This is a genomic window from Serratia sp. CY55921 (assembly GCF_052167655.1).
Taxonomy (GTDB): domain Bacteria; phylum Pseudomonadota; class Gammaproteobacteria; order Enterobacterales; family Enterobacteriaceae; genus Serratia; species Serratia ureilytica.
On sequence record NZ_JBJNMU010000001.1, the window covers coordinates 588,387 to 611,648 of the forward strand.

Sequence of the window (23,262 nt, forward strand, 5' to 3'; positions counted from 1 at the left end):
CAGGAATTTATTGAATTGCATATGCAAGAGTTGCAAATGCAACAATGGCGAAAGCCACTCTATCCCTTTACAATTGCAATTGCAACTCACCGCTTTTGACGAGAAAACTGACATGACAGATAAACAACCCGACCTGTGGTTCTCCTTCGTGCGCGCGCACCGGGCAATCATCAAAAAGATAGAAACGCAATTGTCGGAGGCGGGGCTGCCGGCGTACGCCTGGTATGACGTGTTATGGGGATTGGAAAGCGGGGAAAACGGCACGCGCCGCATGCATGAACTGGCGGACGTGTTGGTGATTGAGCGTTATAACCTGACCCGCCTGATGGATCGCCTGGAAAAAGAGCGGCTGGTCACGCGTTTCCGTTCGGATGACGACCGTCGGGCCTCCTTCGCCACCATCACCGAGGAAGGTAAGGCCCTGCGGAAAAAAATGTGGGAGATCTACCGCGCGGTGGTCAAAACCCACTTTCTCAATCAGTTCAGCGAAGAAGAGATCGCACGCTTCTCCGACGCGTTGGACAACGCGATGCAGCTGGCCAGAGCGTGATCAGGCATCGGGCGTGATGTGCAGAACGCGCAGCGCATCGGCGATCAGCGTCGAGGGAATTTTCTGCTCGTCGGCCAGCAGTTTGAGGGCGCATAGCGCAATCCATTCCGCCTGCGGATAGTGAATTTCGCCCCGGGTGCGAGAATCCGAACCCACCGCGGCAAAGCGTGCGGGAATGAACCGCTTGAGCTGGTTGGCAATCAGGTGCGAGTAGTCGGTAACGGCGACGACGGGGGCATTCCCGGCGCCCAGACACGTTTTCAGATGGCATTCGCCGCCGCTGTCCTGGCGCTGCATGTCGGCGAGTTCAGCATCCTGCGCCAACCGCGTGTAGCTGGGGCAGCTCCAGATTTCGGCCGCGATGCCCCAATTTTTCAACACCTCAGCCGCCTGCTGAACGCGGGCGAGCGTTCTGCCTGCGCCGCACAGGCGAACCTGCAACGGCGAGTCCGCCGCCGCCGCGACACGATACATCCCCTTGAACGCCTGCTCTGCGACAAACGGCTCACCGGAAGCGGGGGCATCATTGTCTGCGTTGGTCGCGAGATACACCATCTTTCTCGTTCCCTCCAGATAGAGCGCGTGCAGGGCGTGATGGAGTATCGCGCCGGTTTCCCGGGCATTGGCCGGATCGAAAGGCAGCCAGTCCGGCATGGCGGTGAGCTGGAGCGGGAACCAGGCCTGCACGCCTTTCGGCAAGTCGGTACTGCCGGTATCCGCATCGCTGATGAAAATCCCCTTGCGATTGGTTTCCGGCTCAAGCCCGCGGAGCATGTCCACCGAAGGGGTGTTGACGACGTAAAACAACGGTTTCTCATAACGTTCTGATTGATGGCCAAACCAGAGCGGCCAGGCGGTGGCGTAGCGGGAGCTCGGCGGTTCGGCGCGCCTTCTGCCGTCGATGAGCCAGATGTTGCCACTGGCGTTTAGTTCGCTCAAGGCTTCCGCCGTCCAGGCGGTGGAAGAGGGAAGCGCCGCGCCGGCGTTCTGGCTGACGGAGGCCATCTTGCGGATACAGGCTTCGGCCAGGGTTCTGGTCCTGGCGGAGGCGGCAGGCATTGTTATACGTTGAGGCGACATGCGGAGCATTCCCTTTAAGTTGCAAGTGCGATGATTGTAATTGCAATTCATAGCGTGTGCCAATGACTTCTGAACAGGTCGCAGCCATCCAGGCGTGACCCGCGGCGATATATTCAGGTTATGCAGACGCGATCCTATTTGTTTCACCGACCAGACAGCCGCCATCCGTTGTCCTTATTTCTGCGGTTTTTTATAAATGACGGGCAGCTAAAAACGGTTTGCCGATAGGGATAATGCGCGTGTCAATCCGCGTTAAACGAGAATATCGGCATCTTAAAAATAAAACGAAATAAGGATGAAAGCATATGCCTGGATTTAATTATGGTGGTAAAGGAGATGGGACTAACTGGAGTTCTGAACGCGGTACGGGCCCTGAGCCGGGGGGCGGCGATAAAGGCCATTCCGGCGATCGCGATCGCGGCGGCGCCGGCGTTGGCAACAGCCCGGAACAGCAACAGATAGCGGCGATCCAAAACGATCCGGCGCTGCGCATGAAGCTGGAGGCGGTGATTAAGGCGGCGCGCAGAATTAACCCGGATGCGAAATTGCATATTGAAAGCGTCAGCCCATCCGGCACGCTGAGCCTTTCCGCCACCGGTTTGACGGCCGATCAGGCGAAGCACATTGGCCTGGGGGGGCTGGTGATGGGGGTCAACGCCAAGGGGGTGACAGTGGCGATCGGGGATATCGAAACCGGCCATGCGCGCAAACCCTCACCCCCTGGCAAAGGCGGCAACAATGGCCTGAATGCCGGGCAGATCGGCGCCTCTTCGTTAGGCAGTTTCGTGACAGACTCGCATCGCGATCGGCCCGTCAGCGGCTGGCATGGCAACGGCAAAACCGGCGAATTCTCGACGACCCGCACGACCGGGAGTTACTACGGTTTTCATCATTTGAAGGTGGAAAAGCAAGACGGAGTGGCGACCTACAACCTCTACTATAAGGCCAATAAGAACCGGCCCGCGTTTATCGCCGTGGTGAGAGGGGATAACCTGAATGCCATGGAGGTGAAATATGCCAACGGCAAGCCGGTAAAATCGCCCGGCTCGGTAAAAACGATCGTTAAGGAATTCGTCGAATATCAAAATGCGGAATTAAAAGCCATCAAGGATGGCGTCAGCCTGGCCGCAGGTATCAATAAAGATATCGCGGAAAAGATCGGCGCGAAATACGCCAAACTCGCCAAGGATTTGGAAGCGGGAATTCAAGGAAAATATATCCGCAACGTGCAAGATGCGGAGAAAACCTACGAGCAATTGACGAAGGGCCTGAATAAAAAGCTCAAGGCGCAGGACAAAGCGGCGATTGTCGCCTGGCTGAAAATGATCGATGCGGAACAGTATGCCCGCAATGCGCGGGTATTGGGCAAGGTCTTCACCGGGGTGGACTGGGCGCTCAAGGGCGCGGATCTGGTAAACGCCGCGATTGAAGGTTTCTCAACCGGCAACTGGAAAGCGTTCCGCAACCAGCTCGAAGCGCTCGGGTTGTCGATCGGCGCAGGGTATACGCTCTCCGCTATCGCCGCGTTTTTCGCGCCGACGCTGGTGTCGTCGACGGTGGGCATTTTCGCCTTCGCTTACCTGTTTGGCTGGGCCACCAGTTATATCGATGCGGAACGTGCGGGGGAGCTGGAGAAGTGGGTCGCTGACCTGTAACGGCATGAGGGGGCTGGCCCCCTCATTTTATCCCTCACACCCTCTACCTCTTTCACACCACCGGCGCCACCGTCAGCAGCAGATTGGCGAAGCGGCGCCGTTCGCCGGAGGCGATCACCAGCAGCGTCCGATCCGATTTGACCGCGGCGTAAAACGCCTCGCGCGGCAGGTGCTCGATCGGGCAATGTTCTGGCAGCAGTTGCCGGTATTCGGCTTCGATAGTGTTGGTGAAGTCCGGCGGGCAGGCCATCAGCGCCGCGCTTTCCACGTTGATGCAGGCCAGCAGTTTTTCCAGGATTGGCGGGGCGGCGAGCGTGCCGGGCGCCAGGTTCAGATAGACCACGGTGGCGTCTTTCGGCGCGTGCGTCACGCAGGCGTAATTGCCGTCGGCGATCAGCACCTGGGTTTTATGCCCGCATTGCGCCAGCGCGGCGAGCAGCGGCGGGTGAGTGATGGCGGATTTGATCATAAAGCGATTCCTGAATAGGGGGCGGCTGTGCCGCCCGCAGCTGAACTACATGCGGAAGATGCCGCCGTTGATGTCGAGAGTGGCGCCGGAGATGAAGCCGTCGTATTCCGCCGCCAGGAAGGCGATGGCGCGGGCCACGTCGTCCGGCGTGCCTGCGCGGCCCAGCGGGATGCTGCGAACGGTTTCCTCCGCCGATGCCTGGGTGGTATGGCGATTATGAAAGCGGGTGCCGAGGATCAGGCCGGGCGCCACCGCGTTCACCCGGATGCCGTGCTCGCCCAGCTCCGCCGCCAGCGAGCGCGTCCAGGTGAGCACCGCGCCCTTGGTGGCGGAATAGACCAGCGAGCCGGCGTGCCCGCCGGCGCGGCCGGCCAGCGAGGCCAGGTTGATGATGCTGGCGCCGTTCGGCGCCGCCTTCAGGTGCGGCAGCGCGCTCTGGGTCACGTTCAGCATGGTGGTCATGTTTACGTCGATCACGGTTTGCCAGAAGGCGCGATCGATCTCGCCCAGCCATTTGCGCCCGACGATGCCGCCGACGTTATTGATCAGAATATCGATGCCGCCGAGAAACTCGGCGCCGGCCGAGACGCAGCGCAGCGTTTCGTCGGTGTCGATGAGATCGGCGTAGCCGTAGGCGGCCTTTTGTCCGAGTGAATGGGCCAGTGCCACCAGCGCCTTGGGGCCGCTTTCGTCGCTGTGGTAGTGAAAATAGATGTCGCACCCGGCCTTGATCAGCCGCTCTGCGGTGGCGCGGCCGATGCCCTGTTCCGCCCCGGTGATAAAGACCTTTTTGCCCGCAAGATCGCCCATGATTGACTCCTTATTGGTTCGTTAAGAATTGATGACGCCTTCACGCTGTTTGGCGCAGTAGAAAATGCAGATCAAACCGGTCGCCAGCAGGCACGAGGCCAGGAAAAACAGCCCCGGCGCGCTGCTGCCGGTCAGATCGTTCAGCACGCCCACCGCATAGGGGGCGACAAAACCGCCGATATTGCCGATGCAGCTCACCACCGCCAGCCCGGCGGCCGCGGCCGCGCCGGTGGAGATATTGGCGGGCATGGATAAGAACGGCGGCACGGCGGTGTAGATGCCGATGGCGGCAATGCACAGGAATGACAGCGCGACGAACGGGTCGTATTTAAAAAATGTCACCGCGCCCATTAGGCCGATGGCGGCGATCACCATGCTGAGGCCGGCGAACACGCCGAGCTTTTTGGTTTTGCTGGCCCACAGGCTCCACGGATACACCAGCAGCGCGGCCAGGCCGTAGGGAATGAGCGCCAGCAGGCTGACGCGAAAGATATCGCTGCCGGAAATGGCGCTGATGATCGACGGCAGCCAGGTGCCGAAGCCGTAAATGCCGCATACCATGCCGAAGTTGAGCAGCGCGTAGAGCAGGTACTTTCTGTTTTTAATGCCCTTGAGGAAGTCGCCCAGCGTGATTTTTGAGCCGGATTTGGAGCGGCCGGCGTTGCTCATCAGCCAGGCTTTTTCCTCCACGTTCAGATAACCGACGTCCTTGGGCGAGTTCTTGATCAGGAAGGGGATCAGCAGGCCGATGACGATCGGCGGCAGCCCTTCGAGGATGAACAGCAGCTGCCAGGGGGCGAAGCCGAACCAGTCATGCTGAATATTGAGAATAAAGCCGGAAATCGGCGAGCCGACCGCGTTAGACAGCGGCTGGACGATGATGAACATGCCGAGAATTTTGGTGCGGTATTTTTCCGGGAAGAAGACCGTGAAGTAATACACCACCGAGGGAAAGAAACCGGCCTCGCACACGCCCAGCATAAAACGGCAAATATACAGCTCCAGCGGCGTGCGCACAAAACCGAGCAGGGTCGCGAAGATGCCCCAGGAAATTAATATTCTGGCGAACCAGATGCGCGGGCCGAATTTAATGGTGCCGGCGTTGCTGGGTATTTCAAACAGGAAATAGCCGATAAAGAAAATTCCGGAAGCGAAGCCGAAAGCCGAGGCGGTCAATCCCAGATTATCTTCCAACGTTTTGGCGGCGTAGGCCATATTGTTGCGGTCGAGAAAGGCCAGGAAATACAACAAGATCATTAGGGGGACAATATGCAGCGTCAATTGCCTGATGGCACTGCGTTCAATATCCTTTGGCATTGTTTTTTTCATCATGGTTTTTCCCATGTGGTTAATCGGAATAATAGCGGCCCGGCCCAAAGTCATGAGCGGCGTGCTGAATAACGACGTTGCGTGCATAAAGCGTCGCGCCGTTTATTTATTGCGACGACGCTGTTTTTTCTGATTTTGGCTGCGGCGAGCCGGACGATGCTATCTGCGCATCGCCTGGGTAAGCCGTTTTTACCGTATTAACCGGCGGTTTTGACGGAACGCCGGCTGATGACCGTCGGCGGGAAGAGAAACTCGCCGGGCGGTTGTGAATCATTGTTGATGCGGCCGATCAGGCGTTCGACCATCAGCTGCGCCATCTCGGCCAGCGGCGGGCCGATCGACGTCAACCCCGGTTCGGCCAGGCCGGCAAGCGCGATATTGTCGATGCCGACCACCGAAATCTCTGCTGGCACCTGGACGCCGGCGGCGCGCAGCCCCACCATCAGCCCGATGCCCAGCGCATCGTTAATCGCCACGATGCCGTCCGGGCGCGGCGTCAGCGCGAGGATGCGGGATGCCAGCGTCAGCCCCAATTCGAACATCTCCGTGTCGCCGTAGGCGCTGGTGGCTTTGCCTTCGATCACCCGTTGGCGTTCGCTCAAGTTGTGCCCCAGCGCACTCAGAAAACCGTCGATCTTGTGGCTGCGCCCCACGGTCAGCGCCGCTTCGGTGGCGAACACGATATGTCGGCAGCCGCGTTCGAGCAGGTGCTGCGCGGCCAGACGCCCGGCGGCGAGATTGTCCATCGACACGCTGTCGAACAACCGGCTGTCGGCGGCCATCGGCTCGGCGAACGGGCTGTCATAGCTGACGATCTTCATGCCTCGCTCGGCCGCCCGGACAAAATGGGTCTGGCGGATGTCGCTCGCCGCCACGATGATGCCGCGCACGCCATGCAGAAACATATCGTCGATAAACGCGGCTTCCTCCTGTTCCTGCCGGTAGGCGTTGCCGAGCAAGACGCGGTAGCGGTGAGCGCGCGCCGCGCTGTCGACGGCGTGCGCCAGCGCCGAAAAACTCGGGTTAACGATCGACGGCAGCAGCAGGCCGATGATCTTCGCCTGTGGCGCGAGGTTCACTGCGGTGCGCGCCGGACGATAGCCCAGGGTGTCCATCGCCTGTTCGATGCGCTGACGGGTCTGTGCACTCATCTGGTGGCTGCGATTATTCAGCAGGTTCGACACGCTGCTGATGGACACGCCGGCCAACCGCGCGACATCACGAATATTTGCCATTTGCCGATCCCTTGCTGCCTGCCGTTAGCCTGCAATCTATAAGGGAAGGCGGGCGCAGGCAAGCCGCAACCGGGGCGAAACCCGCACGGGATCGCGCATTTGTGAGAGTCGTCAGGCGCAGGGCTGGTTGTTTACTAAACAGCAAAGGGCGGCGGCCATGGGGTGACGCAGATGAGTGAGATCTGCGAAGCATCTCTCGTTTATCGCCCTTCGGGGCGGCGGGTTCTGTACTATTGTTTTCTCTTTGCGGCACGTTCCAGGCCGATGGGGCGCTGGGCGCAACGGAGATCACAGATGAACAAACGGGAATTAGAAAGCGCGATTGTCACCGATTTTTCCAAACGAATGAGCTATGGCGACTACCTGTGCCTGGACCAACTGCTGGACTGCCAGCACCCGCTCTCCAACCCGCCGCATCATGACGAAATGCTGTTCGTGATACAGCACCAAACCTCCGAACTGTGGATGAAGCTGATGCTGCACGAGCTGCAGGCGGCGCTGCGGCTGGTGCAGCAGGACAAACTCAGCCACTGTTTTAAAATTCTCGCGCGCGTTAAACAGATCCAGCGGCTGCTGTTTGAACAGTGGGCGGTGCTGGAAACGCTGACGCCGTCGGAATACGTCGAGTTTCGCGATGTGTTGGGCAGTTCCTCGGGCTTCCAGTCGCATCAATACCGGTCGATCGAGTTTCTGCTCGGCAACAAGAACGCCGCCATGCTGGCGGTGTTCAGCAGCGATGCGGAAAAACACGCGGCGCTGAAGGCGATCCTCGAAGCGCCGAGCCTGTACGACGAATACTTGCTGTACCTGGCGCGCCACGGTTTGCCGATCCCGCAGGAGTGCCTCAAGCGCGACTGGACGCAGCCCTATCAGCGCAACCCGGATCTGCTGCCGGCGTTCAAAGTGATCTACGACAACCCGCAGACCTATTGGGAAGCGTATGAAATGGCGGAGAAGCTGGTGGATATCGAAGAGAGTTTCCATCTGTGGCGCTTCCGCCATATGAAAACGGTGGAGCGGATCATCGGCTTTAAGTCGGGCACCGGCGGTTCCAGCGGCGTCAGCTTCCTGAAAAAGGCGTTGGACCTGACCTTTTTCCCCGAACTGCTGGACGTGCGTACCGAAATCGGTGCCTGAGACACTGTGAGGGGGAAGGGCGATGAGCGTGAGGATTATCGATAAGGCGGCGGAGAAGGTGGTGGGGGTAAGAGTGGTGGGGCCGTATCCGCAGACCATCCCGCAGGGTTCGCAGCAACTGCTGGCATGGCGGCAGCGTCACGACGTGCCGTTCGGCAAATGGCTGGTGTTGTATTGGGACGATCCGGCAGAAGTGGCGCCGGAAAAGCTGCGCGCCGACGTGGTGATGAGCGTGGCGGACGATTTCGCGCTGCCGACGGGCAGCGCGGGTATGACCGTGCAGACGCTGCCCGCTGGGCAGTACGCGGTTTACCGCGTACGCATCAGCGATGGCGATTTCGAACGGGTATGGGGCGAGTTTTACCAGAAGCTGCTGCCGGCCAGCGGCTATCAGCCGGTTGAGGGGGTGAGCTACGAACACTATCTCAACGATTGCGAGGCCGACGGCTATTTCGACCTCGAGATTTACCAGACGGTGAAAAAGTGGTGAAGGGGAAATGATAAAGAAGGCTGAATCGATGGGCGGTACAGATTCAGCCCGTTGTGTTGGCTTAACGTCAGTGATTTTGCCGCCAGCCTATTAATCTCCTTGCCAAAAGGGGTTACAGCGGACGGCATTTTTGCCGGTACTGCCGCCCGAGGGGCGGCGTTAACCGGCTTTCCCGGCGAACAAATTACCTACTCTTTAGGGAACAGCTGATCGACGGCGCTCTGGATTGCCGCCTGATGGCCACCGCCCGGTGCGGCGGTGCGTGCGGCGCCGCCAGGCTGGTTGAGATCCAGCTGGCCGCCGGTGTTGATCGCGCCATCCTCTTTTACCGTGATATTGAAACTGGTGCCGGTGATGTTGATTTGGCCGTCCGCCAGCAGTTCGATCACGCTTTCGCCGCATTCGAGCCGCAGCGATTCGCCGGAGCCGAGGGTAAAGGCATTGACCACGGCGTCGCTGCGTGTTTTGCCGGTCAGCGCGGAGGATTCACCTTTGACGCCGGTCGCCTGATTGAGCACCACCCGTTTGATCTGGTTACCGCCCACCAGATGCGTGTGATCGTTAGCGATGGTGTGGCTTTCATCGTTTTTCACCTGGGTGTCCATGTTGCGCTCCGCCTGGATCCACACCTGTTCGGCGCCGGCCTTGTCTTCGAAACGCAGGGCGTTGGCGTTGTCGGCGGTGCCGTCCTTGGTGCGGCTCATAAAGCCCATCTGGGTGGCGGCGGCCGGCAGCGCCCACGGCGGCATGCTGGCTTCGTTATAGACGCGCCCGGTGACGATCGGCCGATCCGGATCGCCGTTGATAAAGTCCACCACCACTTCGTCGTTCACGCGCGGGATCTGCACGCCGCCGTAGCCTTGGCCGGCCCAGGCGCTGGAGACGCGCACCCAGCAGGAGCTGCCGTCGTCTTTCGGCCCGAAGCGATCCCAGTGGAACTTCACCTTGATACGGCCGTATTTGTCGGTCCAAATCGATTCGCCGGCCGGGCCGACCACCCGGGCGGTCTGCGGTCCGTGGGTTTTCGGCCAGGTGGCCTGCTGCGGCGGGTGCCAGGGCACGTCCGCCGGCAGGACGATGAAGTCGATGCGGTGTTCGCTGCTCTGATCGTCGCCGCTGGCGTAGCGATTCTCTTTCAGATGGTAGCTGGCCTGCAGCGTCAGATATTCGCGATTGTCGTCGGCATGCGGGGCGTTATACAGCGTGAAGGTACTGCCGGGGGCGATGCCCATGGCGGTGGCGGTGCCTCGGATCTGCTGATGTTCGGCCTGCCAGGCTTCCTGGCGCACGCGGGCGTAGAACTCCCCCTGCTGATGCTCGGTATAGCGGCCCGGCCAGTCGTAAACGTCGATTTGCCCCGGCGTCGGCGAGACCGGATTTTGCCGCGCCTGGAACAGCCAGGCGTTCGGTTTGCGGAAATCGTAGTCGTCCAGGCTGTAGATGCCCGGCGTGACGCGATCGGACAACGTCCACTGGCTGATACCTTCCTCGCTGGTGCTGCCGCCCGACGGCGTCAGGTGGTAGGGGATCATCTCATAGCCGGGATAGGGCTGGTGATGGTGGGGGGCGTCCCCGAGCACCAGCGTGTGTTTGCCCATTTCATGTTTGAAATAGTAATAGATGCCCTCCTGCTCCATCAGGCGGCTGATGAAGTTGAAGCTGCTTTCGTTGTACTGCACGCAGTAGCCCCACAGGCGATAGTCGCCGGTCAGCTGATCTTCCAACTGCACGTTGTGCTCCGCCAGCAGGGTCTTGACGATCTGCGGCACCGTCTGTTCCTGGAAGATGCGGAAATTGCGGTCTTTGGTCATCGGCCACAGATCCGGCTGCACGTGCAGGTTGTACACCGCGTAGCGCGTGCCGCCGATCTCTTCGCTGCTGACGGCGATGGCGGTGATCTTACCGTTCAGGTAACGCGGGGCGCTGAGAAAGCCCTGGGTCGGAATTTCCAGCGTCAGCGGTTGGCCGAGCAGCGCTTTGCGATCGAGGCGCGCGTCGGTGCTCAGCAATTCAATAGAGAAGTCGAAAGGAGTGGAAAGCGCTTCGATACCGTCCAGCGAGCGAAACAGCAGTTGCTCCTGGCCCAGTGGCGTGTGCGCAATAATGCGATCCAACATGAGAACGTCCTCTGTGATTGACGTCATGCCCTGCATACTCCGGCGTTGCAGCGGCCTTGCCGCGCGGCCAATGAGGGGGCAGTTGCTCGTCAGTCTCATGAAATAGGGGAAACCCCGCCGAGACGGAGTTTCAGAACGGGATTAGCCGGCAGTGGCCGGGTTGACCAGCCAGGTGCCGGCGGTGTCGATGCTGAGCTGCTGGCGGCGGAGCCGATCGTTGTGACGGATCTCCAGCTGATAGCGGCCCGGCGCCAGGTTCAGGCTGGCGAAGCCGTTTTCGCCCGGCGTCACCTGCTGCGGCTTGCCGTCGAGGCTGACCTGCTCACCCGGTTGCAGTTTGAAGTACACCAACGCCACCGGTTGCGCCGGCGGCGCCGCTTTTTCAGGTTCCGCCGCCGCAGGCTGCGCGGTTTGCGGCGCGCTCGGCTGCTGCGTCAGGGTTTTCTGCGCCGGTGACGCCTCGCTGTTTTGAGCGACGGCCTGGGCATCGTCCTTGCCGCCGCTCAGCCAGGCGATCGCGCCGATCACCAGCAGCGCGGCGACGCCGGCGCCGGCCATCATCGGGCGCGAGAATTGGGTGCCGCGCGCGGTAACGGTGCCGGCTGCGGCCGCAGCGGCGGCCGGGTTGGCGGCGACCAGCAAGTTCTCCGGCGCGGCGGCCGGGGTGCTGATGATTTCGTTTTCATCGGCGATCGGCAGATGCAACAGCTCGGCCATTTCGTCGATGGTCTGCGGGCGGTCTTCCGGCTTCAGCGCCAGCGCGCGATCGACGGTGCGCAGCAGCTCCGGCGAGTAGCCGGCGGGGCGGCGCTCGGTCAGCGGCTGGTAGCTGTCTTCGATGCTGCGCACCACGCTGACCGGCGGCGGCGAACCGACGATCAGCGTGTGCAGCACGGCGCCGAGCGCGTAGATATCGGTCCACGGCCCTTGTTCGCCGTCGCTGTTCTCGGTGTACTGCTCGATCGGCGCGAAGCCCGGCTTGAGCATGATCTCCGTTTCGTCCGACAGGTTGCCGATCTCTTTGCGCGCCGACCCGAAGTCCAGCAGCACCGGCAGCTGGCTCTCCTGGATCTGGATGTTATCCAGCGAAATGTCGCGGTGCAGATAGCCTTCCTGATGGATGGTGTTGATGGCGCTGAACAGCGGCGGCAGCAGCCGACGGATCCACGCCTCGTCGATTTTCTCCGGCTGCTGCGCCTGCAGGTTTTTCAGCGTGGTGCCGCTGTAAAACTGGGTGCCCATATAGGCGGTGCCGTTCTCTTCCCAGAAGCGCAACACGTGCAGCAGACCGGGATGCGAGAAGCGCGCCAGCAGACGCGCCTCCTGAATAAAGCTGTTCAGCCCGGCCTGGAAAGTTTTGCCGAAGCGTTCGCCGCGCAGCCCGATGCTGAGATCGTCGTTGCGTTTCGCCAGCGAGGTTGGCATGTACTCCTTGATGGCGATGGTGCGTTCCAGTTGGTGATCGTAGGCGCGGTAGACGATGCCGAAGCCGCCTTCGCCGATCGCTTCCTGGATCTCGAATTCATTGAATCGATAGCCGCTCGGCAGGCTGTTCGAATTCGGTTTGGTTATCCCGGTTCCCGACATAGTGATGACTCTCTGTGTTCAAAGGGCCGCCGTCTCGGCGGCCGCGGCGTTATGCCTGAAATTGACAAATGAATTCGTTGTTCTGCAGCGCGATATGCAGCTGGCGATAGCGCTGGTCGTTGGCGCTGCCGGTCAGCAGGGTGTGGCTGATCTGCGGCAGCAGGGTGTTGGTCAGGATGGCGTCGACCATGCGGCCGCCGGACTCCACCTCGGTGCAGCGGCTGACGATCTGCTCGATGACCGCATCGTCGAAGGTGCAGACGATGTCGTGATTCTCCGCCAGGCGACGCTGAATGCGGCCCAATTGCAGGCGCACGATGTTGCCCAGCGTGGCGTCGGTCAGCGGGTAATACGGCACCACCAGCAGGCGGCCGAGCAAGGCGGCCGGGAACACCGACAGCAGCGGTTGGCGCAGCGCGCCGCTCAGCGCCTCCGGCTCCGGCAGCAGCTCCGGATCGCTGCACAACCCGGCGATCAGATCGGTGCCGACGTTGGAGGTCAGGATGATGATGGTGTTGCGGAAATCGATATGACGGCCTTCGCCGTCCTCCATCCAGCCCTTGTCGAACACCTGGAAGAAGATTTCATGTACGTCCGGGTGCGCCTTTTCGATCTCGTCCAACAGCACCACGCTGTAAGGACGGCGGCGAACCGCCTCGGTCAACACGCCGCCCTCGCCGTAGCCGACATAGCCGGGCGGCGCGCCTTTCAGCGTCGAAACGGTGTGCGACTCCTGGAATTCGCTCATGTTGATGGTGATGACGTTCTGCTCGCCGCCGTACAGGGTTTCCGCCAGCGCCAGCGCGGTTTCGGTCTTGCCGACGCCGGATGGCCCGGCCAGCAGGAACACCCCGACCGGCTTGTTCGGATCGTCCAGCCGCGCCCGCGAAGTGCGCACCCGGCGGGCGATCAGATCCAGCGCATGGCGTTGGCCGATGACGCGCTGATTCAGGGTGTCGGAGAGCTGCAGCACCGCTTCAATCTCGTTTTTCACCATGCGGCCCAGCGGGATGCCGGTCCAGTCGGCCACCACCGCCGCCACGATGTTGGCGTCGACGGCGGCGAAGATCAGCGGCGCTTCGCCCTGCAGCGCGCTCAGCTGCTGCTGCAGTTCGCCCAATTGGGCGCGCAGCGCGTCGGCATCAGGGCGCGTTTGCGTCTCTTCGTCGGTGCTCGCCTCTTCTTGGGCGTGCAGTTGGGCGCGCAGCGTGATGATCTGCTGGATCAGCGCCAGCTCCTGCTGCCAACGCTCGGTCAACTGTTCGAGTTCCTGGCGCAGCGCGGTCAATTGGGCTTCAATCTCCTGCGGGCGCAGGGGATCGCCGATGCCGACCTTGGCCTCGCGGCGGGCGATATCCAACTCTATCTGCAGCGCATCGATGCGGTGGCGGCAGTCTTCGACCTGGGCGGGCTCGGCATGTTGGCTGACCGCCACGCGCGCACAGGCGGTATCCAGCAGCGCCACCGCCTTGTCCGGCAACTGGCGGGCCGGAATATAGCGATGGGACAGCCGCACCGCGGCGTCCACCGCTTCATCCAGCAGCAGCACGCGGTGGTGTTGCTCCAGCGGGCTGACGGTGCTGCGCAGCATCAGCAGCGCTTTGTCTTCGCTCGGTTCGTGCACCTGTACCACCTGGAAACGGCGGGTGAGCGCGGGATCCTTCTCGATGTATTTCTTGTATTCCGACCAGGTGGTGGCGCCGATGGTGCGCAGTTGGCCGCGCGCCAATGCCGGTTTCAGCAGGTTGGCGGCGTCGCCGGTGCCCTGGGCGCCGCCGGCGCCGATCAGGGTGTGAATTTCGTCGATAAACAGGATGATCGGCGTCGGGCTGGATTGCACTTCGTCGATCACCGCCTGCAGCCGTTTTTCAAACTCGCCCTTGATGCCGGCGCCGGCCTGCAGCATGCCGATGTCCAGCAGGCACAGCTTCACGTCGCGCAGCTGCGGCGGCACGTCGCCGGCCACGATGCGCAGCGCCAGGCCTTCCACCACGGCGGTTTTGCCGACGCCGGCCTCGCCGGTCAGCAGCGGGTTGTTCTGGCGGCGGCGCATCAGAATATCGACGATTTGCCGGATCTCTTCATCGCGGCCGGCCACCGGGTCGATCTCGCCGTTGCGCGCTCTGGCGGTCAGATCCTGGGCATACTGCGCCAGCACGCTTTCACCGCTGCGCGCCGCGCCGGGCAGGGGCTCGGCGCCGCTTTGCGCCGCCGCATCCTGGGCGTTTTCCGCCGAGTGAGCGGTAATGGCGGCGAACTGTTCCATCAGCAGATCGGCGTTGATGCGCTCGAACTGCGGGGAAATGGCCTTCAGCAGGTGGCGCAGGCTGTAGGTTTTCAGAATGCCGAGCAGCAGGTGGCCGCCGCGGATGCGCGCCGCGCCGAACTTCAATGAGCCATAGACCCAGGCGCGTTCTACCGCGCTGTCGATGTGCTCGGACAGATCGGAGATGGCGCTGGCGCCGCGTGGCAGGCGATCGAGCGCCTCGACGATGTCGCGCGCCAGCTGCGCCTCGTCCAGCGCGAAGTGGCGAACGATCTGCTGCAGATCGCCGTCCGGCGATTGCATCAGCTGATGCAGCCAGTGCGCCAATTCGACGTAGGGGTTACCGCGCAGCTTGCAAAACGCCGTCGCACTTTCCAGAGAGGTGAATAACAGGCTATCCAGTTTGCCGAATAATACCGAGCGGCTGATTTCAGACATGGTTTTCCTCAGGTCTCAGAGTGGCCTGACGCCGCAGGGCGCCGGCCGAAATAGGGTCAGAACGGGTTTTCCAGCGGTTCAGGGCTGAAGATCAGATCGTCGAGATCGCGCTGTCGCCGATGGTCGGCCAGCCAACTGCTCAGGCCCAATCGCTGCGCGCCGCCGAGCTGGATGCCGTGCGCCTGTTCCTTCGCCAGGATCAGGCGCACTTCCCAGACGAACTCGATGCCCAGGTATTGGCGCACCCAGTCGCGCAGTTGCCGGCACAGATCGGCGCCGGGCAGAAAGCGGTCATAGTCCTGCTGCGGCATCGGCCCCAGCTCGATGCGGAACTTGTGCTGGATATCCCGCACCGCGATGCCGAGAAAGGCCGACTCGCCGAGCCGCGGCGCGCCGCGTCCGGCCTTGAGCCGCGCCTGCTCGCGCGGCTCCACCCGCAGCCAGTGCGGCACGTTTTCGACGATGCGCACCGGCACCTTGAAATACTGCTGCAAAATTTTGCTCAGGCCTTCCGGATCGCGGCTGTGGCGAATCAGATGACCGGCCATAAAATGTTTAGCGTGGGCGTTGATGCTGTCGCGCTCTTGCTGCGCCGGCTGGCCGATGCCGATCAGGCTCGACAGGTACTCGTCGAAGCGCCGGTTGTCGGGGCGATCCAGCGACACCGTAGGTTGCGCGTCGGCCCAGGCGCGGTAAAACAGCAGCGTCAGCCGGTGATGGAACAGATTGGTGAACGCCAGCAGGGTGGTGTCCTGATGGTGATACACCCGTTCGCGCACGTATTCGGTCAGGTGCAGCGGCAGCGGCCCGTTGGGGCCGAACAGGCCGAAGCTGAAGATCGATACGTCGTGCAGCGGGCTGTTGGCGCGCGGCGTCACCTGCGCCAGCGTGGACGGCGCGAACGACAGCGAAGGTTCCTGGCCCAGGCGCAGCATCTCGTGGCGCGGCAGCGGCGCGCGCCCCAGCAGGTAGGGTTGGCCGCCCTGGGCGTCGATGCGCCGCAGCAGTTGAAACAGATCGTGCTTGTAAGGTGCGCTGCGCAGCCGCGGCCAGAAGTCGTCCGGCAGGCGATACAGCGCGTTGATCTGCGGCGGCGCCAGTTCGGTGGCGATCATCTCCGCGCTCATATCAGCGTCCTTTTGCCCATGCGCGCCTGCCAGTGGGCGATCTCGCCGCGCTGCTGGCTGGAGAGCGTCATCTCGGTGAAGGTGTTCATCGCCACCAGGCGCGAGAACAGGCGCTCCAGCACGCTGCCGAGCAGGTAAGGACTGTTGCCGGAGAACGCCTGCTCATCGACCGTCAGATCGATGGCGATACCGCGCGCGAACACGATGGGGCCGGGTTCAGGCACTCGCCGATAGACCGGCCGCAAGTTGCAGTGGCGCACGCCCTGGATCTGTTTGGCGATCGCCGGCTCGCTCAGGTTGCCGTACAGCCCCAGCAGCTGGCGCAGGCTGGCGGCGCCCTGTTCCGGATCGCCGTCCATCATGCTGAGGTAATTCAGCTGCAGCTGACTGATCAACCGCCAGGTGATCATCCCTTCGGCCAGCGCCGGACGCGGCGGCGTAGGGCCTTTGCGCAGCGAGACCTGCTTGATCGGGATTGAATCGGGCATCACGAAATTGCCCTGATCCTGCTGCAACAGCATCAACGGCAGGTCGCGGCTGGTGCACAGCACGTCGGCGGTGAGGTATTTCAGATCGCTGTGCCACGGCGACTGCCGTTCGTCCACCAGCGATACGAACACTTCCGAACCGGCATAGCCGGTGCGGGTGCCGTAGCGGCGGGCGTGCTCCGACAGCGTGCGCTGTTCGCGCCGCAGCGAGAAGTAGGCGCCATAGTTGCCATCGTCCGCGCTCAGGGTGCTGTAAAACGGCCGAAACTCTTGCTCGTAGCGTTTTTCGCTGGCGCTGCCGCCGAGCCGCTGCACCGAAAACACTTCGTAATCCAGCGGCCGGATATTGTCGACCACCAGATGGTATTCGTGGTTCTTTTCGTTGATCGCGATGCGTTCGGCCACTTTCGGAAACAGGTTGATCACCGGCGTGCAGTGCAGCGCCAAATGGGCAACGTCGACCACTCGTTCCAGCGCGGCGTCGTGCCTATCGAGCAGCACCACGATTTCGAACTGGCGCAGCGCCTTTTTCCTTTCGCGCACGCTTTGCAACAGCGGGCGCAGGCCGTTGACGCTGAAGAACTGGAAGCGCGCCGGGAAGGCGAAATATTCTTGCAGCAGCCGGTAGCCTTCGAAGTTGCGCAGATCGTTGGGCAGCAGCGCCTGATCGGCGGCAAAGCCTTCCTGTCGCAGCCCGTCCAACGCCAGCGCCCGCCGCTGCGGCTGAGCCTCCACCGTTTGGCAGACAAGCCCGACGCTGTGCTGCATCAGCAACTCCAGCAGCTGCTGCGCCTGCATGTCCGGCCCGGCCAGGTAAAACATCAATTGGTCCAGCTGCAGGTTGTTGAGCGTCACGCTTTCGTAGCACTCGAGCCGAATGCGCAGCGCGCTGACGCAGCCGCTGTGCTGCAGCCCCAGCGAGGCCAGCGGAATATCGGCCGGAATGCCGCCCAGCTCGACGCCGGCGATGCGCACCGGCTGCAGCGTGACGTCATGCGCCGTGGTGTAACTGCAGGTGATGCCGCTTTTCTTCAGCGTCTGGCTGTCCATCATGGTGCCGCGCGGCACCACGAAGCCGTTGCTGATATCGCCTTTACTGCTGTCCGGCTGCAGCTCGGCGATCGCCATCGACGGCGTCGGCGACAGGTAGTTGGGGTAGATGATCTCCAGCAAGCGCTGAGAAAAGCGCGGGAACTCGGCGTCCATTTTCAGCTGCACGCGCGAGGTGAGGAAGGCGAAGCCCTCCATCAGACGCTCGATATAAGGGTCCGCCACGTCGATGCCGCGCATGCCGAGACGGCCCGCGACCTTCGGGTACTGTTCGGCGAACTCGGCGCCCATCTCACGCAGATAGGCCAGCTCGCGGTTGTAATAATCTAACAGTTTACTGTCCATCGCCTTACCCTATGTCTTTCAGATCGAAGTGGCCGTTTTCCAGATCCACGTCGGTACGGAACAGAAACTCCAGCGGATAGGGCACGCACCACAGGCGGCCCTTGATTTCGATCGACAGCACGTTGTGCAGATCCAGCGAGCCGGTGTCCGAAATGCAGCGCACCTGCAACCCGTCGGGCAGAATGCGCGGCTCGAAATGGAGGATGGAATCGGTCAGCGCGCGCTGAATGTCCAGCCATTCGATGTCCGACATGCGCTTGCCCGCCAGCGAGGCGATGCCGTAATTCAGGGTGGAACGCCGCACCTGCGGAAAATCGCCGAGATCCAGATTGGATTCGCTGTTGACGCAGTTGAACAGCCACTGCAAATCGCGCAATACCCGGCGGCGCAGCTCGCTGTGCGACACCAGGTTGCGCACCTGCGCCTCCTGCTTTTTCTGCGGTTCGTCGTCGGTCAGCATATCGAGCAGCACCGGCTGCATTTTGTCGCGTGAAGTCAGGCGTTCGCTGTCCTGACGAGAGCGATAGCCCTGGCGGCGCAGATCGCCGCCGTCATAGTGGGGGGGGCGCTTGTCGTTCATGGTCAGGCGCTCGCGTCGAAGCTCAACTGCCGCAGGCTGTGCAGCGGGAATTCGTCGCTTTCGCTGAGCCAGGTCTTCAGGCCCAGCCCCGCATAGTGGGCGCCGTCGCCCAGCGGTTGCCATTCGGTGCGTTTGCCGAGCAGCAGCGCGTCGTCGCTGCCTTCGGGCAGCGGGTAACGGGCGGGCAGTTGGCATACCTGTTCGCGGCCATCGGTCAGGCGCACCAGCGCATGGCTCCACACCAGATCGATGGCGCTCTGTGGCGCCTGGAACTGGATCGCGGCGATGTCGGCAAACGGCACCCAGTAGTAAACACCGTTGAGCGCCAGCTCGCACACCGGCCCGAGGCGGCCGTCACCGTCGGTCAGCCAGTCGAAACTCAGCTGCCGCTCTTGGTCGCCTTCGGCCAACATTAACCGCCCGGCGCCGGCCGGGGCGGCCTCCAGCGCCTCATCGCGCAGCGTCTGGGCCTGCTCGGCCGCCCCTTGCGCATCCTGATGCAGCGCCTGCACCATCAGTTTCAGCCAGGGATGCGCCTGCCGCAGCAGCGTCGGCGCGGCCGTGCCGGCGAATACCGCCTGGCGTTGCAGCTCGGCGTTGACCGACTGCATCAGCAGCAAGGTGGTTGGTTGGGCGATCGGTTTCAGCGCCTGCCAGGATTTCAACTGCGCGTTGGCGCGCGTCCAGTTACCGCTCAGACACAGCAGTTGCACCAGCGCGGCGCGCAGGTCGGCATCCGCCGGTTTTGCCTTGATATCGTTCTCGACGGCGGTGATGACCGCGGCGATCGACTGGCCTTGCAGCATGCTTGCTAATGATTTCACAGGCTTTCCTTATAATCAGTGAGTGGCGCCGTTAACCGACAGGTAGCTGCCGCTGGCGGGATCGACCCGGTCTGCGGCCAACTGTTCCACCAGCTTGAAGGTCAGCGGGGCGGAGGCGCTCAGCAGCGGCTGCCAGGCGGTTTGCGCCTGCTGCACGCGCTGTGTGATCTTGGTCTCGTCGGCGGCGTCGACACGCGGCATTTCAACGATCGCTTCACCGTTGAACGCCCAGGCGTGCAACTGCGGTTCGAAGGTCAGCAGCAGGAAGCTGCCCGGCGCCTGCGGGTTGCCGCCTAAAATGAGCCGTTGGGCGTTGGCGCTGACGACGGTCAGCGCACGATCGCCGCCGTTGATCTTCGCCAGCGGGTAACCTTGCAGGAACCACAGCGTCGGCGAGAGGGTTTGCCCGCCGTGTTGCAGCGTGACCGCGCCGCTGCCTTGCAGCCAGCCGTCCTCGCCGCAGCGCAGCGCGTCGCCGGCGGGAATGAACAGCGCGCCGCCGGTGGCTTCGTCACCCCAGAAGGTGCGGAAGTGGCAGCCCTGCGGCAGGCTAAAACGCTGTGGCGGTGCGGTGTCCGCCTGCGCAGAGGTGACGGCCACCGCCGCAGGAATGGTCGGCGGCGGCGGGGTTTGCGGCTGCTCGGCGGTCTCTTGTTTGACCACCGGTTTCCAGCCGCGCGCTTTGGCGGCTTCGCCGGTCGCCAGCTTCTCACCGCGCTTGTCGGTCAGCGTCCAGGGCAGATGACCGGCTTTTGGGCACTGCTTTTCCAGCAGATTGCCGACGCGGGGCAGAAAGTCGTTCAACACGGCCGGATCTTTGCCTTGCGCTGAGACGATGCGCAGCGGGATGCTTTTGCCGCACCAGCTTTCCGGATTGCTGTTCTTGACGTCATCAATAAACACTTCCAGCTTCTGGCTGGGGGAGTAAACCAGGCGATAGTTCATCGCCTGCGCGGTCGGTACCGCCATCAGGGCGACGAGCCCCGGCATCCAGTATTTCATAGTGAACCTTGCTGTGAATGTGCGCCGACTCAGTCGCGGATGAGAAACCGTTCCGCATCCGCCAGCGAATGCAGCAGGGTGGTTTCCTGCGGTGAGCCAATCCAGACGGCGATAGCGCTGTAGTTATCGCTGTTATTGTTTTTCTTCCATGCCTGCTGCATCAGGGCGATCCACTCGCTGGGGGAGTTGACCATGTGCAGCGACTGTTCCAGTTCGGCCTGGCTGAAGCTGTGCCAGAAGCCGTCGGTGCACAGCAGGAAAACGTCGCCGTCTTCCAGCTGCAGCACGTCGCTGTAGGTGGCGTCGCGCTCTTCGTTGAGCCCCAGCGCGAAATACAGCAGGTTGCTGTTGATGCCGTTGGTCTGATAACCGGCGTCCTGCATCTGTTGGATCAGGCTGTGGTCGGTGGTGACGGCATGCAGGTAGCCGCGGCGGAACAGGTACAGGCGGCTGTCGCCGGCGTGCGCCCAGTAGGCCAGCTGGTAATCGCGATCGATAAACAGACTGACCAGCGTGGTGCCCATCTTGCTGTATTCGTCCGACTGCCGCTGCTGCTGGTGGATGGCGGCATTGGCGCGCGTAATGTGCTGACGAATGCTCTGGGCGTTAAGGTGCTTTTCGCCGTCGAAGTTTTGCAAAATGGTGTCGCGCGCCAGTTTGGCGGCGATATCGCCGCCCGGAAAACCGGCGATGCCGTCGCACACCACGAAGCAGGCTGCGCGGTTGCCGAGCACCTCGCCGGTCTGATCCTGGTTGGAGGCGCGGCCGCCCTGATTGGAGGTAGAGGCTATGGTGATATTCATTACGCGTCCGGTTTGGTCTGTGAGTCTTTGTATTGATTCACTTCAACGTCATAGGCGTGCAGGAAGGCTTCGCCGAACAGAGTGTGGAAATCGTCCTCGATCTCGCCGGAGGTTTGCTGATAGTTCTTCACAAAGTAGTCCCACAGCGCGGCCTTGCGGTTGGCGGGCAGCGACAGACGCGGCGCCACGCCTTCCTTGCGCGCTTCCTCTTCGAGGCGCTCCGGGTTGAACGACTGCAGCATGGCGGCGATGATGGCGCGAATGCCGGCGATCATCCCCAGCTGGTGCGCCTGCAGGTCGATCAGCGCATCGCGCACCGCCTGTTCCGGCGGCATAAAGCCCGGCATCTGGCTGCCGAACATCTGCATCAGCACCGTTTTCCCCGAAGGCAGCAGTTTGAACGGGTTGTTGGCCTCGTCGAGGATCATGGTCATCTCGGCCTTCACGCCGCGCTTGAGGATCGAGCGGGATGAGAGCAGGGCGACGGTGCCTTGCGAGAACAGGCTCAGCAGGCGGCCGGCCTGGCGGATCTGTTGTTCGTCGAAATGCGGCTGCGGCTGCAGATCGTCGAGACCGAGGCCTTGCAACAGCGCCGTCAGCAGCGGCCCCTCCAAGGTGTCGCCATTCGGCGCGGCGGCGTGCTGCCGCTGGGCGGACTGGTAGGCGACCGGATCGATGCCCAAGCGGTTGCCCTGGCGCGGGCGCGGAGGTTGCGCAGGCGGTTCCTGCTGGCTGAACTGCGGTGCGGGTTGGGGCTGCGGCTCGGGTCTCTGCACCGGCGGCGGCGTCGGTTGAGGGCGCGGCGCTTGCGGTTGTGCGGCGATCGGCGCCGGTGGTGGGGACGGCGGTTGTGCCGGTTCCTCCGGCTGAGCCAGCGGCACGGCGCCGCCCATCAACAGCCCCAGCGGGTCGTTGCTGTTTAACGTCTCTGGCGAAGCGGGCGCGGATGAACCGCCGAACAGCGCCAGCGGATCCAGCTCTTGTTCCGGTTGCTGCGCATTCTGGACGGGGGGAGCCGGGCGCGGTGGCGCAGCCTGCTCCGCCAGCAGCGCGCTGGGGGTGGTGTCGGCCAGGATATGCTCACGCTCAAAAGTGGAGTCGGTGTTGAATAGGGCGGCCGGATCGGTTTGCTGTTGCTGCAATTGGCGCAGATCGACATCGCCCGCCAGCTGCGCCAGCGGATCGGCCGGGTTCAGCTCGCGAGCGGGGGTATCCAGCAGCGGATGGCTGTCTGGATTGGCTACCGGCGGCGGTGTGACGGCGGCCGACGCATTCGGCGTAAATTCTTCCACCAGGCTGTCCCAGATTTCGTTGGGGATCGGCGCGGCGGATTTTTCTTTGGCGGCGGCTGCAGGGGCCGCAGCAGCGGCAACGGCCTTGGCCACCGGTTGAGCCTGCGGCGCGGCGTGCTGTTGCAGCGCGCTGACTTCAATCTGGTAATCGTCGATGCCGAGCACGTCGCCATCCTGCAGTTCAACCTGGCGGCCACGCTCCAGCGGAATATCGTTCAGCAGCACGCGGGTGACGTTGCCGCGATTGGTGATGCGGCATTCGCCGTCAGAGGAAATGTGCACGATCGCCTGCAGACGGGAAATGGCGCGCTCTTCGTCCGGCAGCACCAGGTTGTTGTCCACGCTACGGCCGATGGTGCCGCCCGGCGGCAGAAAATCGCAACTGCTTTGCGGCGGAACCTGGCCGCTTTTATTTTTTACAATGGAAAATCGCATAAGGCATTCCTGCTGATGGGGATTTTAGACTGCTTTGGGCGTATGTTGATTTAGTCATCTAATCAGATGGCTAACTTCGATTCTTTTCTTCTTTGTAATAGGTGTTTTTTGGTAGTTGAGTTAAGTAGATAAAGGTGAACATCAAACTGCCGT

19 protein-coding genes are annotated in these 23,262 nt (G+C 62.2%); 4 read left to right on the forward strand and 15 right to left on the reverse strand.

Translation table 11 applies throughout. The features are described 5' to 3' along the window. Positions 1-112: 112 nt before the first annotated feature. The gene (locus ACJ8M3_RS02785) at positions 113-550 is read left to right on the forward strand and encodes a MarR family winged helix-turn-helix transcriptional regulator (RefSeq protein WP_033643576.1); all 438 of its coding nucleotides are present in this window, start codon (positions 113-115) and stop codon (positions 548-550) included. Here the strand turns inward: ACJ8M3_RS02785 and ACJ8M3_RS02790 are convergent, their stop codons facing one another. Further along, a complete protein-coding gene (locus ACJ8M3_RS02790; RefSeq protein ID WP_033643574.1) occupies positions 551-1,630 on the reverse strand; it encodes a transketolase-like TK C-terminal-containing protein in 1,080 nt (359 codons plus the stop codon). A gap of 305 nt (positions 1,631-1,935) precedes the next feature. Here ACJ8M3_RS02790 and ACJ8M3_RS02795 point away from each other — a divergent pair, with 305 nt between their 5' ends. Further along, positions 1,936-3,285, forward strand: a complete 1,350-nt coding sequence (locus ACJ8M3_RS02795) for a colicin-like pore-forming protein (RefSeq protein WP_060660564.1) — start codon at positions 1,936-1,938, stop codon at positions 3,283-3,285. A gap of 52 nt (positions 3,286-3,337) precedes the next feature. Here the strand turns inward: ACJ8M3_RS02795 and ACJ8M3_RS02800 are convergent, their stop codons facing one another. From ACJ8M3_RS02800 to ACJ8M3_RS02815, 4 genes are all read right to left on the reverse strand, one after another. Further along, the gene (locus tag ACJ8M3_RS02800; protein WP_033643572.1) at positions 3,338-3,754 is read right to left on the reverse strand and encodes an RbsD/FucU domain-containing protein; all 417 of its coding nucleotides are present in this window, start codon (positions 3,752-3,754) and stop codon (positions 3,338-3,340) included. Positions 3,755-3,799: 45 nt separating this feature from the next. Next, positions 3,800-4,564, reverse strand: a complete 765-nt coding sequence (locus ACJ8M3_RS02805; RefSeq protein ID WP_033643571.1) for an SDR family NAD(P)-dependent oxidoreductase — start codon at positions 4,562-4,564, stop codon at positions 3,800-3,802. Between the two features lie 21 nt (positions 4,565-4,585). After that, positions 4,586-5,821, reverse strand: coding sequence for an MFS transporter (locus ACJ8M3_RS02810; RefSeq protein WP_233503964.1), 1,236 nt, complete (start codon positions 5,819-5,821; stop codon positions 4,586-4,588). 269 nt (positions 5,822-6,090) lie between these two features. After that, positions 6,091-7,128, reverse strand: coding sequence for a LacI family DNA-binding transcriptional regulator (locus ACJ8M3_RS02815; RefSeq protein ID WP_033643570.1), 1,038 nt, complete (start codon positions 7,126-7,128; stop codon positions 6,091-6,093). A 294-nt stretch (positions 7,129-7,422) separates the two neighbouring features. On the opposite strand from ACJ8M3_RS02815, the gene kynA reads away from it, so the two are divergent. Together kynA and sbmC are read left to right on the forward strand one after the other, a co-directional pair. Beyond that, positions 7,423-8,265 carry a tryptophan 2,3-dioxygenase gene (gene kynA, locus ACJ8M3_RS02820; protein ID WP_033643569.1) on the forward strand — a complete coding sequence of 281 codons (843 nt, stop codon included), beginning with the start codon at positions 7,423-7,425 and terminating at the stop codon, positions 8,263-8,265. Positions 8,266-8,287: 22 nt separating this feature from the next. Beyond that, positions 8,288-8,755 carry a DNA gyrase inhibitor SbmC gene (sbmC, locus tag ACJ8M3_RS02825; protein ID WP_033643568.1) on the forward strand — a complete coding sequence of 156 codons (468 nt, stop codon included), beginning with the start codon at positions 8,288-8,290 and terminating at the stop codon, positions 8,753-8,755. 188 nt (positions 8,756-8,943) lie between these two features. On the opposite strand, the gene ACJ8M3_RS02830 is transcribed toward sbmC, so the two are convergent. From ACJ8M3_RS02830 to tagH, 10 genes are all read right to left on the reverse strand, one after another. Then, a complete protein-coding gene (locus ACJ8M3_RS02830) occupies positions 8,944-10,872 on the reverse strand; it encodes a type VI secretion system Vgr family protein (protein WP_042784895.1) in 1,929 nt (642 codons plus the stop codon). Between the two features lie 141 nt (positions 10,873-11,013). After that, positions 11,014-12,459: a serine/threonine protein kinase gene (locus ACJ8M3_RS02835; RefSeq protein WP_033643565.1), complete on the reverse strand. Its 1,446-nt coding sequence runs from the start codon at positions 12,457-12,459 to the stop codon at positions 11,014-11,016. Positions 12,460-12,508: 49 nt separating this feature from the next. Then, positions 12,509-15,163, reverse strand: coding sequence for a type VI secretion system ATPase TssH (tssH, locus tag ACJ8M3_RS02840; protein ID WP_089197181.1), 2,655 nt, complete (start codon positions 15,161-15,163; stop codon positions 12,509-12,511). A 56-nt stretch (positions 15,164-15,219) separates the two neighbouring features. Further along, positions 15,220-16,290: a type VI secretion system baseplate subunit TssG gene (tssG, locus tag ACJ8M3_RS02845; protein ID WP_021505743.1), complete on the reverse strand. Its 1,071-nt coding sequence runs from the start codon at positions 16,288-16,290 to the stop codon at positions 15,220-15,222. Beyond that, positions 16,287-18,173: a type VI secretion system baseplate subunit TssF gene (tssF, locus tag ACJ8M3_RS02850; RefSeq protein WP_060660568.1), complete on the reverse strand. Its 1,887-nt coding sequence runs from the start codon at positions 18,171-18,173 to the stop codon at positions 16,287-16,289. The genes tssG and tssF overlap by 4 nt, the downstream gene beginning before the upstream one ends. A gap of 4 nt (positions 18,174-18,177) precedes the next feature. Then, positions 18,178-18,753 (reverse strand): type VI secretion system baseplate subunit TssE, encoded by a 576-nt coding sequence (locus tag ACJ8M3_RS02855; RefSeq protein ID WP_033650842.1) that lies wholly within the window; start codon positions 18,751-18,753, stop codon positions 18,178-18,180. 2 nt (positions 18,754-18,755) lie between these two features. Next, positions 18,756-19,577 carry a type VI secretion system accessory protein TagJ gene (locus ACJ8M3_RS02860; RefSeq protein ID WP_265093617.1) on the reverse strand — a complete coding sequence of 274 codons (822 nt, stop codon included), beginning with the start codon at positions 19,575-19,577 and terminating at the stop codon, positions 18,756-18,758. 15 nt (positions 19,578-19,592) lie between these two features. Beyond that, on the reverse strand, positions 19,593-20,579 hold the full coding sequence (locus ACJ8M3_RS02865) for a hypothetical protein (protein ID WP_047025438.1): 987 nt from the start codon (positions 20,577-20,579) through the stop codon (positions 19,593-19,595). A gap of 29 nt (positions 20,580-20,608) precedes the next feature. Next, positions 20,609-21,382, reverse strand: coding sequence for a PP2C family protein-serine/threonine phosphatase (locus tag ACJ8M3_RS02870; protein WP_033643559.1), 774 nt, complete (start codon positions 21,380-21,382; stop codon positions 20,609-20,611). Beyond that, the gene (gene tagH, locus ACJ8M3_RS02875) at positions 21,382-23,109 is read right to left on the reverse strand and encodes a type VI secretion system-associated FHA domain protein TagH (RefSeq protein ID WP_060660569.1); all 1,728 of its coding nucleotides are present in this window, start codon (positions 23,107-23,109) and stop codon (positions 21,382-21,384) included. Before tagH ends, ACJ8M3_RS02870 begins: the two co-directional genes overlap by 1 nt. Between the last annotated feature and the right edge of the window lie 153 nt (positions 23,110-23,262).

Bases quoted from the DNA above. Each gene is read 5' to 3' on its own strand.
- tssH (WP_089197181.1), bottom strand. From the start codon at position 15,163: ATGTCTGAAATCAGCCGCTCGGTATTATTCGGCAAACTGGATAGCCTG.
- ACJ8M3_RS02815 (WP_033643570.1), bottom strand. From the start codon at position 7,128: ATGGCAAATATTCGTGATGTCGCGCGGTTGGCCGGCGTGTCCATCAGC.
- ACJ8M3_RS02805 (WP_033643571.1), bottom strand. From the start codon at position 4,564: ATGGGCGATCTTGCGGGCAAAAAGGTCTTTATCACCGGGGCGGAACAG.
- ACJ8M3_RS02790 (WP_033643574.1), bottom strand. From the start codon at position 1,630: ATGTCGCCTCAACGTATAACAATGCCTGCCGCCTCCGCCAGGACCAGA.
- ACJ8M3_RS02870 (WP_033643559.1), bottom strand. From the start codon at position 21,382: ATGAATATCACCATAGCCTCTACCTCCAATCAGGGCGGCCGCGCCTCC.
- ACJ8M3_RS02800 (WP_033643572.1), bottom strand. From the start codon at position 3,754: ATGATCAAATCCGCCATCACTCACCCGCCGCTGCTCGCCGCGCTGGCG.
- ACJ8M3_RS02865 (WP_047025438.1), bottom strand. From the start codon at position 20,579: ATGAAATACTGGATGCCGGGGCTCGTCGCCCTGATGGCGGTACCGACC.
- ACJ8M3_RS02855 (WP_033650842.1), bottom strand. From the start codon at position 18,753: ATGAACGACAAGCGCCCCCCCCACTATGACGGCGGCGATCTGCGCCGC.
- tssF (WP_060660568.1), bottom strand. From the start codon at position 18,173: ATGGACAGTAAACTGTTAGATTATTACAACCGCGAGCTGGCCTATCTG.
- ACJ8M3_RS02810 (WP_233503964.1), bottom strand. From the start codon at position 5,821: ATGATCTTGTTGTATTTCCTGGCCTTTCTCGACCGCAACAATATGGCC.
- ACJ8M3_RS02830 (WP_042784895.1), bottom strand. From the start codon at position 10,872: ATGTTGGATCGCATTATTGCGCACACGCCACTGGGCCAGGAGCAACTG.
- kynA (WP_033643569.1), top strand. From the start codon at position 7,423: ATGAACAAACGGGAATTAGAAAGCGCGATTGTCACCGATTTTTCCAAA.
- sbmC (WP_033643568.1), top strand. From the start codon at position 8,288: ATGAGCGTGAGGATTATCGATAAGGCGGCGGAGAAGGTGGTGGGGGTA.
- tagH (WP_060660569.1), bottom strand. From the start codon at position 23,109: ATGCGATTTTCCATTGTAAAAAATAAAAGCGGCCAGGTTCCGCCGCAA.
- ACJ8M3_RS02785 (WP_033643576.1), top strand. From the start codon at position 113: ATGACAGATAAACAACCCGACCTGTGGTTCTCCTTCGTGCGCGCGCAC.
- ACJ8M3_RS02835 (WP_033643565.1), bottom strand. From the start codon at position 12,459: ATGTCGGGAACCGGGATAACCAAACCGAATTCGAACAGCCTGCCGAGC.
- ACJ8M3_RS02795 (WP_060660564.1), top strand. From the start codon at position 1,936: ATGCCTGGATTTAATTATGGTGGTAAAGGAGATGGGACTAACTGGAGT.
- tssG (WP_021505743.1), bottom strand. From the start codon at position 16,290: ATGAGCGCGGAGATGATCGCCACCGAACTGGCGCCGCCGCAGATCAAC.